A 15,539-nucleotide genomic window follows, 5' to 3' on the forward strand; every position below is an offset into this window, starting at 1 on the left:
TCATGGTCCAGGTGAGAACCCAGCACCCCCTCAATGCCGATGGCAGTATTGACCTGGAGCGCTGGGTTGCGCATTTGCAGGAGGTGGATGACAGCGTGAACGCCGGCCAGCTGCTGCACGCCTGTGAGTTTGCCCGTGAAGCCGAACTCAAGGCTCATGCCGCCCAGAACCTCTGGCCTGATGGCAGTTCGAGCCTGCAAATCGGCCTGGAAACGGCGCAGATCCTGGTTGACCTGAAGCTGGATGAAGAAACCCTGCAGGCAGCGATCCTGTATCGGACCGTGCGTGAAAACAAGGCCAGCCTGGCCGAAATCGAGCAGGAGTTTGGTGCAACGGTGGCCAAGCTGGTGGATGGCGTGTTGCGCATGGCTGCCATCAGTGCCAGTCTCAACCCGCGCGATTCCGTGGTGCTGAATGCCCAGGCACAGGTGGAAAACTTGCGCAAGATGCTGGTGGCGATGGTCGATGACGTGCGTGTGGCGCTGATCAAGCTGGCCGAGCGTACCTGTGCCATCCGTGCGGTAAAGAACGCTCCGCATGACAAGCGTTACCGCGTCGCCCGCGAGGTATTCGACATCTACGCACCGCTGGCCCACCGGCTGGGTATCGGCCACATCAAGTGGGAGCTGGAAGACCTGTCGTTTCGCTATCTCGAGCCCGAGCAGTACATGCACATCGCCGACTTGCTGCATGAAAAGCGCATTGACCGGCAGCGCTTTATCGATGATGTGGTGCAGCAGCTCAATAGCGAGATCCGCGCGGCCGGTGTCGAGGCCGAGATCAGCGGTCGGGTCAAGCATATCTATTCGATCTGGCGCAAGATGCAGAAGAAAAACCTGCGTTTCAGCGAGATCTACGACGTTCGCGCAGTGCGCATCCTGGTGCCGGAAGTGCGTGACTGCTATACCGCGCTGGGCATCGTGCACAGCCTGTGGAACAACATTGCCCGCGAATTTGACGACTACATCGCCAACCCCAAGGAAAACGGCTACCGCTCGCTGCATACCGCCGTGATCGGACCGGAAGGCAAAGTGCTGGAAGTGCAGATCCGCACCCATGCCATGCACGAGGAAGCCGAGCTGGGCGTGTGCGCCCACTGGCGCTACAAGGGTACGGACGTTGACAGCCGCTCCGACCACTACGAAGAAAAAATCGCCTGGTTGCGCCAGGTGCTGGAATGGCACGAAGAGCTGGGGGATATCGGTGGCCTGGCCGAAGAGCTGCGTACCGACTTCGAGCCGGACCGGGTTTACGTGTTCACGCCGGACGGGCATGCGATCGACCTGCCCAAGGGTTCGACACCACTGGATTTTGCCTACCGGGTGCATACCGAAGTTGGCCATAACTGCCGGGGCGCCAAGATTGACGGGCGCATCGTTCCACTGACCTATCACCTGAAAACCGGTGACCAGGTGGAAATCATCACCAGCAAGAACGGTGCGCCCAGCCGTGACTGGCTCAACCCCCATCTGGGCTATGTCAATACCGCGCGGGCGCGGGCCAAAGTGGTGCACTGGTTCAAGCTGCAGGACCGCGAACAGAATGTCGAGGCCGGTCAGCAGATGCTGGAACGCGAGCTGAACCGCCTGGCACTGATGCCGGTGGACTTCAACAAGCTGACCGAGCGGCTCAACCTGAGGGCTCCGGAGGACCTGTTCGCGGCAATTGGCGGCGGCGACATCCGGCTGGCCCAGGCAACCGGGGCCGCACAACAGTTGCTGGATAAGGGTGGCCGTACGCAGCAGCTCGATCTGGTGCCGCGCAAACCGACCGTACATGCCGAAACGCCACGTGACGAAGTACGCATCGAGGGTGTCGGCAACCTGCTGACCCAGATCGCCAAGTGTTGTCAGCCGGTACCGGGCGAGCCGATCACCGGCTACATCACCATGGGGCGCGGTGTCACCATTCACCGCCAGGATTGCCCGACGGTACTGCAGCTGGCCGAGCGCGAGCCGGAGCGCATCATCCAGGTCAGCTGGGGCAGTGAGCCGGTACAGACCTATCCGGTCAATGTGCTGATCCGCGCCTATGACCGCTCCGGCCTGCTCAGCGACATCACCCAGGTGCTGTTTAATGAAAAGGTCAACGTGGTGGCGCTGCAGACCAGCACCAGCAAGGAAGATAACAGCGCGCTGATCCAGCTGACCATCGAGGTATCGACCCTGGACGTGCTGAGCCGCCTGCTGAACCGGCTGGACCAGCTGCCCAATGTGATCGAGGCGCGGCGCCAGCGCAATTAGCGCAGGATTGTGCCGGGTGGTTGCAGAGCGATAGGGGCCGGCCTATGATTATCGGAACGGCCAAATGGTCTTATTGACAGGCTAGAACAGGATGTCTCCCGAATGAAAACTGTGTCCGGTGCCGGATTATGGGCATATGCAACAGCTGTCCTGTTGCTAACCGGTTGTGCCTCGATGGCGCCTGAGTACGCCCGGCCGCAAGCTCCGATGCCGGAAGCCTATGCACTGCCCGTGACAGGTGCGGAGCCTGCCGGTGTGGTGCAAAACTTGCACTGGCACGACTATTTCACCGATCCGGTGTTGCAGCAGTTGCTTGCCGCCGCGCTCGACCACAACCGTGACCTGCGCATGGCGTTGCTGCGGGTGGAAGAGGCCCGTGCCTCTTACGGCATCCAGCGCAGCGAGCGCTTGCCGGATATCAATCTTGGCGGGCAGGGTGCCCGCTCGCGCATTCCGGCCGACCTCAGCCCGTCCGGGCGCTCCGTGGTGGGCAGTGAATACCGCGCCGAAGTCGGCCTGACCAGCTGGGAGCTGGACCTGTGGGGCCGGGTGCGCAGTCTTGAACAGTCGGCACTGGAAAGCTGGCTGGCAAGCGAAGCCGCCGGCCAGGCGGTGCAGACCGCGCTGGTGACCGAGGTGGCCAACGCCTACCTGACCCTGCGCGAACTGGAGCAGCGGGTGGCGGTGACCCGTGAAACTGTTGCCAGCCGGGAACGCTCCTACCAGATTTTCCAGCGTCGTTACGAGGTGGGTGCCACGGCCAGGCTTGAGGTCACCCAGGTGCAGACCCTGTTGAACCAGGCGCAGGTGTTGCTGGCCCGGCTCGAACTGCAACAGGCCACGCAACGCAATGCGCTGCGCCTGCTGGCCGGTGATGCCGCCATGGAGCTGCTGCCACAGGCGCAAACACGGGCAACGATGCTGGCTGATGTGCAGCCCGGCCTGCCGTCGGATCTGCTCACCAATCGCCCTGACATCATTGCCGCCGAACACCGCTTGCGTGCCGCCAATGCCAATATTGGCGCGGCCCGCGCCGCGTTTCTGCCGCGCATTGCCCTGACCGGCAGTTTTGGCAGCGCCAGCGCCGAGCTGGACAACCTGTTCGAGTCCGGCAGCAAGGCCTGGGCCTTCATGCCGACCATCTCCCTGCCCATTTTTGATGGTGGCCGGCGCCGGGCCAATCTCGAGCTGTCGCAGGTGCGTCGCGAGCTGGCGGTGGCAGATTACGAGCAATCGATCCAGAACGCCTTTCGTGAAGTGGCCGATGCACTGGCCAGCAGCCACTGGCTGAGCGAGCAGCTTGCAGTCCAGCAGGTGGCCCGCGATGCACAGGCCGAGCGGGCGCGGCTGGCGCAGCTGCGTTATGACAACGGTTCGGCTGCCTATCTGGAAGTACTGGATGCCCAGCGTGATCTGCTGGATGCAGAGCAGCAGCTGATCAGCACCGCACGTGCCGTCCAGTCCAGCCGGGTGTCCCTGTATAGCGCTCTGGGTGGAGGCTATCAACAGTCCGCCGCCCCGAACACTCCTACAAGCAGCGAGTAAAGCATGAGCAACAAGAAATTTTTCTCTGTTAACACCCTGATCCGCATCGGTATTGTGGTGGCCATTGTGTTGCTGGTGGCCCGCTGGGGCTGGCAGCAATATGTCGAGGCCGGTCCGGGCAACGGCTTTGTCAGTGGCAATGGTCGTATCGAGGCGACCGAGGTCAATATCGCCACCAAGCTGCCGGGGCGAATTGAGGACATACTGGTCGATGAGGGTGACTTCGTGCAGACCGGCCAGCAGCTGGCAGTGATGCAGCTGGATACCCTGCAGGCCCAGCGTGACGAGGCCACGGCGGCCCTGCATCAGGCCGAAACCAGTGTTGCCGCTGCCGAGGCCCAGGTGGCCCTGCGTGAAAGTGACGCCGCTGCCGCACAGGCGCAGGTGGCCCAGCGCGAGGCCGAGCTGGATGCGGCCGAGCGCCGGCTGGCCCGCTCCAGCACCCTGTCCAAAGAAGGCGCAGCCTCCATGCAGGAACTGGATGATGACCGTGCCCGGGTGCGGGGAGCCCAGGCCGCACTGACTGCAACCCGGGCACAGGTCAAGGCAGCGCAGGCGGCCATCAGTGCTGCCAAAGCGCAGCATGTGGGTGCCGAATCCTCTGTGCAGGCGGCCAGGGCTGCCATTGCCCGGATCGAGGCGGATATCCGCGACAGCGAACTGAAAAGCCCGCGTGATGGCCGCGTGCAGTTCCGTGTCGCCCAGCCCGGCGAAGTGCTGGGTGCAGGTGGCCGGGTGCTGAACATTGTCGATCTGTCCGATGTGTACATGACGTTCTTCCTGCCCAGCGAGATTGCCGGCAAGGTGGCCATTGGCAGCGAGGTGCGTCTGCTGCTGGATGTAGCGCCGGAGCTGGCGATTCCGGCCAGGGTGTCTTTTGTCGCCAGCACTGCCCAGTTCACGCCGAAAACCGTGGAAACGGCCTCCGAGCGGCAAAAACTGATGTTCCGCGTCAAGGCGCAGATCGCGCCCGAGCTGCTCAAGCAGCACCTGCACCAGGTCAAGACCGGCCTGCCCGGTGAGGCCTGGCTCAAGCTGGATGACCAGGCGCAGTGGCCGGCTTCGCTGTCTTCGCGTTTGACGGAGTAGGGCATGACACAGCCTGTCGCCCGTGTTGAAGATGTCAGCCTGCACTATGGCAAGACCCGGGCGCTGAACCGGCTCAGCCTGGAGATTCCCGCCGGCTGCATGGTCGGCCTGATCGGGCCGGATGGGGTGGGCAAATCCAGCCTGCTGTCACTATTGGCGGGAGCGAGGGTGATCCAGTCCGGCCGCATCGAGGTGCTGGGCGGCGACATGTCACTCAAGCGTCACCGTGACCTGATCTGTCCACGCATTGCCTATATGCCGCAGGGGCTGGGCAAGAACCTCTATCCAACCCTGTCGGTGGAAGAGAACCTGCAGTTCTTTGCCCGCCTGTTTGGCCATGATGCCGCCGAACGTCGCCGCCGTATCGATGACTTGACCCGCAGCACCGGCATGCACCCGTTTCTCGACCGGCCGGCCGGCAAGCTGTCCGGCGGCATGAAGCAGAAACTGGGATTGTGCTGTGCGCTGATTCACGATCCGGATTTCCTGCTGCTCGACGAACCCACCACCGGCGTTGACCCGCTGGCGCGCAAGCAGTTCTGGGACCTGATCGACCGCATTCGCCAGGAACGTCCGCACATGAGTGTGGTGGTGGCCACTGCCTACATGGACGAGGCCCAGCGCTTTGACTGGCTGGTAGCCATGGATGACGGCGCAATTCTGGCCACCGGCAAACCGGCAGAGCTGCTGGAACGTACCGGCAGCCATAACCTGGAAGAAGCCTTCATCCGTCTGCTGCCGGAAGACAAGAAACAGGGCCACGAGCCGGTTGTCATCCCGCCACTGGAAGTAGACGAGGAGGATATCGCCATCGAGGCGGACGGCCTGACCATCCGCTTTGGTGATTTCACCGCGGTGAGCAATGTCTCGTTCCGCATCCGCCGGGGCGAGATCTTCGGCTTTCTCGGTTCCAACGGTTGCGGCAAGTCCACCACCATGAAGATGCTCACCGGCCTGTTGCCGGCCTCCGAAGGCCGTGCCTGGCTGTTCGGGCACGAGGTGGATCCGCATGATATCGACACCAGACGCCGGGTCGGCTACATGTCGCAGGCGTTCTCCCTGTACAGCGAACTCACCGTCCGGCAGAACCTGGTACTGCATGCGCAGCTGTTCCATGTGCCCGATACCGAGGTTCCCGGCCGTGTGGCGGAGATGGTCGAGCGCTTCGGGCTGCAAGATATTCTTGACCGCTTGCCGGGGGCGATTCCTCTGGGCATGCGCCAGCGTCTGTCGCTGGCGGTGGCCATGGTACACAAGCCTGAACTGCTGATCCTGGACGAACCGACTTCCGGCGTCGATCCGGTGGCACGCGACAACTTCTGGCGTCTGCTGGTCGAGCTGTCACGCCGTGACAAGGTCACCATTTTCATTTCCACCCACTTCATGAACGAAGCCGAGCGCTGCGACCGCATGTCGATGATGCATGCCGGCAAGGTGCTGGACAGCGATGCACCGCAGCGGCTGGTGGAAAAGCGTGGTGCGGACAATCTGGAGGAAGCCTTTATCGGCTACCTGCTGGAGGCCGGTGCCGACGAGTCCGGCAGCGAGGAGCGGGAGGTTACCGCAGTCCCGACAGAGGCTGCAGCACAACCGGCAGAAGAACTGTCGATCCCGGTGCGTTTCAGCTTGCAGCGCCTGTTCAGCTACACCTGGCGCGAAACCCTGGAGCTGCGCCGCGACCCGGTGCGTGCCACGCTGGCACTGGCCGGATCGATCCTGCTGATGTTCGTGATCGGCTTCGGTATCACCCTGGATGTCGAAGACTTGCGCTATGCGGTGCTGGACCGTGACCAGACCACCTTGAGCCAGAACTATGCGCTGAACATTTCCGGTTCGCGCTATTTCATCGAGCAACCGCCGCTAAGCAGCTATGAAGAGCTGGATCTGCGCATGCGCCGGGGCGAGATTGCCCTGGCCATCGAGATCCCGCCGGGCTTTGCCCGCGACCTGTTGCGCGGGCAGGAAGTGGCCATTGGTGCCTGGGTGGATGGCTCCATGCCGCAGCGTGCCGAAACCATCCATGGCTATGTGCGTGGCCTGCACCAGAGCTGGCTGATGCAGCAGGCGCAGGAGCGCCTGGGTAGCGGCGTGAAGCCCAACGCCAGCATCCAGGACCGCTACCGCTACAACCCCGATGTAAAAAGCTTGCAGGCGATGGTGCCGGCGGTGATCCCCATGCTGCTGCTGATGCTGCCGGCCATGTTGACAGCACTGGCGGTGGTGCGTGAGAAGGAGCTGGGTTCGATCATCAACCTTTATGTAACGCCAGTCACCCGACTGGAATTCCTGCTCGGCAAGCAGCTGCCCTATGTGGGGCTGGCCATGCTCAACTTCTTCTGCATGAGCCTGCTGGCGGTGACGGTGTTTGGCGTGCCGGTCAAGGGCAGCTTCATGACCCTGAGCCTGGCCATTTTGCTGTTCTGCTTCATTTCCACCGGTATGGGCCTGCTGGCTTCAACCATCACCAGCAGCCAGATTGCTGCCATGTTCTTCGCCATGATCGGTACCATGCTGCCGGCGGCGCAAATATCCGGTTTGCTCAACCCGGTATCGTCCACCGAGGGTCTGACCCGTCTGTCCGGCGAGATTTATCCGGCCACCCACATGTTCATCATCAGTCGCGGCATCTTCAGCAAGGCCCTGCATCTGCCCGACCTGTACGGCGCTTTTTGGCCCTTGTTGCTGGCGGTACCGGTGATACTGGGCGCGGCCATCGTGCTGTTGCGCAAGCAGGAGTCCTGAGATGAGAAAACTGAAAAACATCCTGCGCCTGGGCCGAAAGGAGTTGTGGAGTCTGGTGCGTGACCCGGTGATGCTGATCCTGATCGTCTACGTGTTCACCCTGTCGATTTACAGTGCCGCCACCGCCTTGCCGGAAACCATGCACAACGCCACCATCGCCATTGTTGATGATGACCGTTCTGCCTTGTCCGGGCGCATTGCCAGCGCCTTCTATCCACCGGAATTCGTCCGTCCGCAGCTGATCAACCAGGTGGAAATGGATGCCGGCATGGACCGTGGCGACTACACCTTCACCCTGCACATACCCTCCAGCTTCCAGCGTGACGTGCTGGCCGGGCGTAACCCCGAGGTCCAGCTCAACATCGACGCCACCCGCATGAGCCAGGCCTTCACCGGCAACGGCTATATCCAGCAGGTGGTGATGGGCGAGGTCAACGAGTTTGTGCAGCGTTATCGGGCCAGCACACAGCTGCCGGTCGAGCTGGAAATGCGCTCACGCTTCAACCCGACCCTGGAAAAATCCTGGTTTGGCGGCGTGGCAGAAATCATCACTTCGGTGGCCATGCTGTCGATCATCCTCACCGGTGCGGCACTGATCCGCGAGCGCGAGCACGGCACCATCGAGCACCTGCTGGTGATGCCGGTAACGCCGGGCGAGATCATGATCTCGAAGATCTGGTCGATGGGGCTGGTGGTGCTGATCGCCACCTATGTTTCGCTTAACGTGGTGATACGCGGTATGTTGCAGGTGCCGATCGAGGGCTCGGTGCCGCTGTTTCTGTGTGGCGTGGTATTGTGCCTGTTTGCCATGACCTCCATGGGCATCTACATGGCGACGGTGGCGCGCAGCATGCCGCAGTTCGGCCTGCTGTTCATGCTGACCATGATTCCCATGAACCTGCTGTCGGGCGGGCGCACGCCCAGAGAGAGCATGCCGCAGTTCGTCCAGGACCTGATGCAGCTGGCACCAACCACCCACTTTGTCGAATTGGGGCAGGCGATCCTGTTTCGTGGTGCCGGGCTGGAGACGGTGTGGAAGCCGTTTCTGGCACTGTTCGTGATTGGCAGCGTGCTCTTTGTGCTGTCGCTGCGACGCTTTCGCAAAACCATCGCGCAAATGGCCTGAGCGATGCGTGCGGCCCTGTAAATCTGCCGCCGGCAGCGGTAGAATAAGCCCTTTCTTTGTGCCGTCTTCCAGGAGTTGAAGCATGTCCGATGTCAAAAAGGTGGTTCTGGCCTATTCCGGTGGCCTGGATACCTCAGTAATCCTCAAGTGGTTGCAAGACCAGTACCAGTGCGAGATTGTCACCTTCACCGCCGACCTGGGTCAGGGCGAGGAGGTCGAGCCGGCCCGTGCCAAGGCCGAAGCGCTGGGCGTCAAGGAAATCTACATCGACGACCTGCGTGAAGAGTTCGTGCGCGACTTTGTTTTCCCCATGTTCCGCGCCAACACCATCTACGAAGGCGAGTACCTGCTGGGCACCTCGATTGCCCGTCCGCTGATCGCCAAGCGCCTGATCGAAATCGCCAACGAAACCGGTGCCGATGCCATCTCCCACGGTGCCACCGGCAAGGGCAACGACCAGGTGCGCTTCGAGCTGGGTGCTTACGCGCTCAAGCCCGGCGTCAAGGTCATTGCGCCATGGCGCGAGTGGGACCTGATGTCCCGCGAGAAGCTGCTGGCCTACGCTGAAAAGCACAACATCCCCATCGAGCGCCACGGCAAGAAGTCCCCGTACTCCATGGACGCCAACCTGCTGCACATCTCCTACGAGGGTGGCGTGCTGGAAGACACCTGGGCCGAGCACGAAGAAGAAATGTGGCGCTGGAGCGTTTCTCCGGAAAACGCCCCCGACACCCCGACCTACCTTGAGCTGACCTACCGTCAGGGTGACATCGTTGCCATCGACGGCAAGGATATGACTCCAGCCGAAGTGTTGACCTATCTGAACAAGGTGGGTGGCGACAACGGTATTGGCCGTGTCGACATCGTCGAAAACCGCTACGTCGGCATGAAGGCTCGCGGCTGCTACGAAACCCCCGGCGGCACCATCATGCTCAAGGCGCACCGTGCCATCGAGTCCATCACCCTGGACCGTGAAGTGATGCACCTGAAAGACGAGCTGATGCCCAAGTACGCCGCGATGATCTACAACGGCTACTGGTGGAGCCCCGAGCGCCACATGCTGCAGCAGATGATCGATGCCTCCCAGGCCTGCGTCAACGGCGTGGTACGCCTGAAGCTGTACAAGGGCAACATCATGGTGGTTGGCCGCAAGTCTGACGACTCCCTGTTCGATGCCAGCGTCGCCACCTTCGAGGACGATGCAGGTGCCTACGATCAGAAGGATGCTGCCGGCTTCATCAAGCTCAACGCCCTGCGTCTGCGCATTGCCGCCAGCAAGGGTCGCTCGCTGCTGTAAACCTGCCTTGCCGCGTCGTCTGGCGCGGTTTGCTGCAACAAAAAAGCCCCGTCTGGAAACAGCGGGGCTTTTTGTTGGCGTTAACGGTGGGGGCAGTATGATTTGTTCGCGCTAAATTGGCTTAGTGTGCTGACTGCTGTATAGCCTGCTGAATTTGCTGGATGAAGGGCGAATTCTGATGGTAAGTCAGCACCAGGGTGTCGATGGCGCGGGTCATGGCAACGTAGAGCAGACGGGCTTTTTGTTCGTCGTCCAAAGCTTTGTATTCACCGAATTTGTTCAGGCCGGCGATAAATACATGGTCGAACTCCAGCCCCTTGCTTGAGTGCATGGTGAGTATTTTGACGCTGGGCTGGTTACTGTACTGGTATAGGTTGCGCTTCTTCTGTTCGTCGGCTATGACGAAAGGAACCTTGTATGTAGCCAGGCTATGTTGCGGCAGATCGATATGAGGTGACTTTGTGCTTAGCACAAGTACGCCAATACTATCCGGGCTCTGGCCTTGCTCGATCAACCTGGCAATACGTTTGGCAATATAGCCCCACTCGGACTCTGTCGATGAAAAGTTATGCAGCTCTGGCATCTCGCCGTTGCGCCCAAGGCTATTGGGGGCCAGAGTGGGCGCATAGTCTTCCCCTTTGCCTTCACTAACGGGCAGTGTGCTCAGAGAGCAATTTTTTGCTGCTGTGAGAATTTCAGCAGTATTTCGGTAGTTGGTACGCAAAATGGTGGTGCGGCCAACGGCTTCGATTTTTACGCTGGAAAAGGTGAAGCCCAAGCCGGATTTTTTCTTGTAAATTGACTGGGCATCGTCATAGAGGACCAGCAGATTTGAGTTCTTTGCCTCAAGCATGGCTAACACAATGCTGAACCATTCAGGCTCAAAGTCATGGGCTTCGTCAATCAGTATTGCACCATAGCGTTCAAGCTCCAGTTCGCCTTCTTCGACGGCCTTTATGGTGCGCACTACACTCTGTTGCATAAATTCGGCCGCTGAAGAACAACGTCCGACTTTAATGTCTTTTTCTTTAAGCAGCTCGCTGCACCAACCATGAAAGTGATGCACCTGGATTTGGTTTTCGCGGGTATTTTTCTTGAGCACGTGCTCGAGGCGGCTTGCCAGTGTTTTGTTGTAGCACAGGACTAGAACCGGTTTGTCGGTCAGGCTGGCCAGATAACGTGCCCGATAAACCAGAATCATGGTTTTCCCGCTGCCAGCCACGCCATGAATCACGCGATGGCCGCCGCCCATGGACCTGGCCAGCTGTTCTTGCTGCAGATCCATGACTTGGATCAGGCTGGGTGTGGGAGCTTGTTCCTCATCGAGTAGGCCAAACTGGCCGCTTTCCGGGTTGATACGCAGCTCGGGGTACAGGTGATAGCGGATGCGATCAATTTGTTGCTGACCGAGATTACAGGGGAACGATTGACGAAACATACCCAGCAGGCGGTCTTCAAAATACTCGCTGGTACTGGCACTCATTTCATCCTTGCAGAGAACCGTGCGCGGCTCCAGTACCTGGCCCAGCTTCAGGGTATCGAACTTGGCACGAGTGATATTGGGCAACACAACTCCCCAGCTGTAAGGCATGATCAGATTGCCGGCGTAAGAACCGGTTTGTTGCAGGAATGGATCTTTTTCCAATAGCTCCTTGGCTGCCATGGCATATTGACGAGCTTGCTCCATCGGATTTTTGTCACGCACAAGGCCGTCTTCTGTGTACAGCATTGCTTCATTTTGAGTCAGGCTGTGCAGGCTGTCCGGTTTCCAGTCTTTCACTTCAAGAACCAGTAATCCGTGCCCAGGATGCAGCACTATGAAGTCTGGCTGTAGACGTTTAGGGCCAATAGGAACGTTAAACCAACATAAGTAACGATCGTTTAGTTTTTTATCCAGATGCTCGGCAAGCTTGCGTTCGCCGTCTGTATCAAAAGGGCATGCGCTGCGTACCGGAAAAAACGTTGCCATTCAGGTGTTCCTTTCAATTTGCCGCAAGCCTGTCAGTCAACCCAATGACGCTTCAGCAGCAGGGAGACGCTTGCACAAAGAATAGTTGCTGTAAATACAAAGTTTTGAAGTATAGGGTATGGTCGGGAGCCGAACAAGGAGCCGAAAGTAGGCAGGCGAATACAGCAAATGCCTGCCTGGTTGGTGCGGAGTTACCCCCGCATCCGTTGATCCCGGCGTACCGCATCCAGTCGCTGATGGTAATCGCTTCGGCCCCGGCGGAAGTCTTGCACAGCTTCGTTGATCGCTTCGAAGTTGAGTCCGGTCCCCTGGCTGTCGGCCACGTAGGTGCTGGCGTTTTTGGCGCTGATGCCATAGCTGGCAGCGACATCGATGGCATCGATGTTGGCACCCAGAAAGATGAACTCCCAGCCAAAACGCTGCTGCTGGCGCTCTACCATGCGGCGGATGTGTGACAGGCTGAACTCCCGGCTGGAATTTTCCAGGCCGTCGGTGATGATGACCACCATCACCTTGCCGGCCCGCTGCTGCGGCGGGCTGTTCTTTTGCACATTACCGATGCGGTTGATGGCCATGCCGATGGTATCGAGCAGGGCGGTATAGCCGCTGGGCTGATATTGCTCGTCCGTCATGGGGCTTACGTCGCGAAGGTTGGCGCGGTCGTGGACGATGCTGGACTCGTGGTTGAAGAGCACGGTGGTGATGCGGCATTCGTCATCGAGTTCGCGCTGTTTTTCCAGCATGCCGTTGTAGCCGCCCAGCGTGTCCTGTTGCAGCCCGTGCATGGAGCCGCTCTTGTCCAGAATGAAGACCAGTTCGGTTGAGTGGTTCATGGTGTTGCCTCCTTGATGAATGTGAGGCAAGTCTAGGAGGCTGCGTGCCGGCAAAGGTCGCTTGCCGGGCGACAAATCAGCAACCGAGCAGGGCCTGGTCGAACTGGAATAGCACCTCGTTGATTTCAAAGATGTTATAGCTGCGCAGCTCAATGAAGTGCTTGATGATGACGTCGAAACGCTGGTTGCTGGCGAGGGCGAAACCGGCATGGCCGAGCAGGCAAGCGGTCTGTTCCAGGTCCAGCTCCAGTGCGACCGCCAGGGCCAGAATGGTGCGTTTGCCCGGTACGTAGCCCTTGCCGCTGCGAATCTTGGAAAACAGCTTGCGACTGATGTTGGCCCGCTTGTAAACCTCGACTTCGGTCATGTTTTTTTCGCGGATCAGGCGCAGCAGGTGCACCTCAAAGGGCTCGCCCAGCTCCAGCATGGGCTGGGGCCATTCTTTCGATCCATAGCGCGGGTATCTGGAAAACTCGGTATTGGCGGGCTCTTCGGTAACCCCGATGACCTGTCTGGAGCGGGCAAAACGGCCATGCAGATCTTCAATTTCTTCGACAAGGTGTTCGTCGATATAGCTGGCGACCCGGCCCAGCAGCGACTGGCTCAGTTGAAAGGCACTTTTGTCGAATACCACCAGGTACACGTCCAGTTCGTCATCCTGTGCCTGCAGAAACTCCAGGATGCTGTCACGAGCCACTTGCAATGCCTGCTCTTTGGGGTACCCATAGATGCCCGAGGAAATCAGCGGAAAGGCGATGCTGGCGCAACCCTGTTCATGTGCCAGTTGCAGCGAGTTGATGTAAGCGCTGCGCAACAGCTGCTCGCTGCGTTGCGGGCTGTACTGGCTGTGGACGGGGCCGGAGGTATGGATGACATGGCGGGCCGGCAGGGCAAAGCCCGGCGTGATCACCGCCTCGCCAACGGCTATCGGGGCGAGGGCGGCACAGGCCTGTTCCATCTGCGGTGCACCGGCGGCGGTAAAAATGGCACCGCAGACACCGCCACCCTGCGCCAGTTGCGGGTTGGCGGCATTGACGATGGCGTCAACCTGCATTCGGGTTATGTCCTGGCGAACGATCTGCAAGGGCATGACGGGCTCCTTTGGGGTTTCTTGCCGGGCAGCCCTGTCCGTGTGCAGCCGCTCCATGCTGAAAAGGGCAAGAATAGCAGAACTGTCCAGGTTTGCCTGTGCCGGGCGTGCAGGCGTGAAAGCCGTTGGTGTTTTGCCGTGGTTCCCGGGTGCGGGCTGCCCACGATGCCTCCCGTATCCGGTACACTAGCCGGGAAAACCGCTACAGGAGTTAAACATGCGAATTCTTCATACCATGCTGCGCGTCGGCGATCTCGACAAATCCATTGCTTTCTACACCGAGGTGCTGGGCATGCAGCTGCTGCGCCGCAAGGATTATCCGGACGGCAAGTTCACGCTGGCGTTTGTCGGCTATGGCAACGAGGCAGAGAACTCGGTGATCGAGCTGACCCACAACTGGGACACCACCAGCTACGATCTGGGCAACGGCTACGGCCATATCGCGCTGGAAGTGCCGGATGTGTACAAGGCCTGTGGGGATATCCGTGCCCGCGGCGGCAAGATCACCCGCGAGCCGGGCCCGATGATGCACGGCAACAGCATTCTGGCCTTTGTCGAGGACCCGGACGGCTACAAGATCGAACTGCTGTCACCAGCCCGCGCTGACTGACGGTTCCGGAGCTCCGGCTGATGATCATTCGCCCCAACCATGGCTTTCTGTCCCTGCTGTTGGCCATCCAGGGCTCGATCCTGCCCAGGGTGATGCCGCAAATCCTGCTGATTGCCGGGCTGGGCGTGGTGGGGCTGGTCCTGCTGGATTATTTCCCCGGCTGGTTGCCGGGCTATAGCCTGGCGCCGTTCAGCATTCTGGGCCTGATGCTGTCCCTGTTGCTGGGCTTTCGCAATAACGCCAGCTATGCGCGCTGGTGGGAGGCCCGCCAGCAGCTCGGTAGTCTGCTGGTGCAGGCACGTTCGCTGGCACGCCTGGCGACTTCCTACCTGGACGGTACGCCGCAACAACAGGCCAGTGCCCTCCGGATCATCCTGCTGTTGCGGGGGTTCTCCAGGGTGCTGCTGCGTTCGCTGCGTCATCCCGAGATACGGGGCTGTCTTGATGATTTGCTGGATGGCCAGGAAGCGGCAGTGGTGTATCAGTCGCGCAATCCGGCGGATACATTGTTGCGCATGCTCAGTACGGAAATCGCTACTGCCCATCGTACCGGTCTGTTGTCGGATATTCTGGTGACAACCTTTGAGGCACGGGTGACGGCGCTGGCCGATATCCAGGCTGCCTGTGAGCGCCTGCACAATACGCCGATACCCTTTGCCTACATGCTGCTGGTGCATCGCACGGCCTATATTTTCTGCTTTCTGCTGCCTTTTGGGCTGGTCGGCAGCACGGGCACGGCAACGCCTTTCATCAGCGCGCTGGTGGCTTATGCCTTTTTCGGGCTGGATGCCCTCAGTGAGGAGCTGGAAGAGCCCTTTGGCGAGCGCCCCAACCAGCTGCCCTTGCTGGCGATCGAACGCACGCTGGAAATCAACATGCTGGAAGCCCTCGGCTTGCCCACGCCCGAGCCGTTGCAGCCGCTGAACTATCGCCTGAGCTGACCCGGCTCGCTGAAGTGGTTTGCAGCAGGTACATCGGGGGCAGGTGACATAAGA

General features: G+C 60.1%; 11 protein-coding genes. 8 read left to right on the top strand and 3 right to left on the bottom strand.

Features of this window, described 5'->3' with window-relative positions; genetic code table 11:
* Positions 1-2 precede the first annotated feature (2 nt).
* The 6 genes from relA to AR306_RS03960 all read left to right on the top strand — a co-directional run bounded on the left by relA (position 3) and on the right by AR306_RS03960 (position 10,042).
* Positions 3-2,243: a GTP diphosphokinase gene (gene relA, locus AR306_RS03935; RefSeq protein WP_101496255.1), complete on the top strand. Its 2,241-nt coding sequence runs from the start codon at positions 3-5 to the stop codon at positions 2,241-2,243.
* 102 nt (positions 2,244-2,345) lie between these two features.
* Complete coding sequence (locus AR306_RS03940; RefSeq protein WP_101496256.1) at positions 2,346-3,788, top strand: efflux transporter outer membrane subunit; 1,443 nt, start codon at positions 2,346-2,348, stop codon at positions 3,786-3,788.
* A gap of 3 nt (positions 3,789-3,791) precedes the next feature.
* Positions 3,792-4,877, top strand: coding sequence for an HlyD family secretion protein (locus AR306_RS03945; protein ID WP_101496257.1), 1,086 nt, complete (start codon positions 3,792-3,794; stop codon positions 4,875-4,877).
* Positions 4,878-4,880: 3 nt separating this feature from the next.
* Complete coding sequence (rbbA, locus tag AR306_RS03950) at positions 4,881-7,619, top strand: ribosome-associated ATPase/putative transporter RbbA (protein ID WP_101496258.1); 2,739 nt, start codon at positions 4,881-4,883, stop codon at positions 7,617-7,619.
* Between the two features lies 1 nt (position 7,620).
* A complete protein-coding gene (locus AR306_RS03955) occupies positions 7,621-8,745 on the top strand; it encodes an ABC transporter permease (RefSeq protein ID WP_101496259.1) in 1,125 nt (374 codons plus the stop codon).
* An 82-nt stretch (positions 8,746-8,827) separates the two neighbouring features.
* A complete protein-coding gene (locus AR306_RS03960) occupies positions 8,828-10,042 on the top strand; it encodes an argininosuccinate synthase (RefSeq protein ID WP_101496260.1) in 1,215 nt (404 codons plus the stop codon).
* 121 nt (positions 10,043-10,163) lie between these two features.
* On the opposite strand, the gene AR306_RS03965 is transcribed toward AR306_RS03960, so the two are convergent.
* The 3 genes from AR306_RS03965 to AR306_RS03975 form a co-directional block, all read right to left on the bottom strand.
* On the bottom strand, positions 10,164-12,011 hold the full coding sequence (locus AR306_RS03965; RefSeq protein WP_101496261.1) for a DEAD/DEAH box helicase: 1,848 nt from the start codon (positions 12,009-12,011) through the stop codon (positions 10,164-10,166).
* Between the two features lie 191 nt (positions 12,012-12,202).
* Positions 12,203-12,844 carry a vWA domain-containing protein gene (locus tag AR306_RS03970; RefSeq protein WP_101496262.1) on the bottom strand — a complete coding sequence of 214 codons (642 nt, stop codon included), beginning with the start codon at positions 12,842-12,844 and terminating at the stop codon, positions 12,203-12,205.
* 76 nt (positions 12,845-12,920) lie between these two features.
* A complete protein-coding gene (locus AR306_RS03975; RefSeq protein WP_101496263.1) occupies positions 12,921-13,934 on the bottom strand; it encodes a macro domain-containing protein in 1,014 nt (337 codons plus the stop codon).
* A gap of 217 nt (positions 13,935-14,151) precedes the next feature.
* On the opposite strand from AR306_RS03975, the gene gloA reads away from it, so the two are divergent.
* The gene (gene gloA / locus AR306_RS03980) at positions 14,152-14,544 is read left to right on the top strand and encodes a lactoylglutathione lyase (protein WP_101496264.1); all 393 of its coding nucleotides are present in this window, start codon (positions 14,152-14,154) and stop codon (positions 14,542-14,544) included.
* Between the two features lie 20 nt (positions 14,545-14,564).
* On the top strand, positions 14,565-15,485 hold the full coding sequence (locus AR306_RS03985) for a bestrophin family protein (RefSeq protein WP_101496265.1): 921 nt from the start codon (positions 14,565-14,567) through the stop codon (positions 15,483-15,485).
* Positions 15,486-15,539: the final 54 nt, after the last annotated feature.

It is taken from the genome of Thiopseudomonas denitrificans, from assembly GCF_002866065.1.
Taxonomy (GTDB): domain Bacteria; phylum Pseudomonadota; class Gammaproteobacteria; order Pseudomonadales; family Pseudomonadaceae; genus Thiopseudomonas; species Thiopseudomonas denitrificans.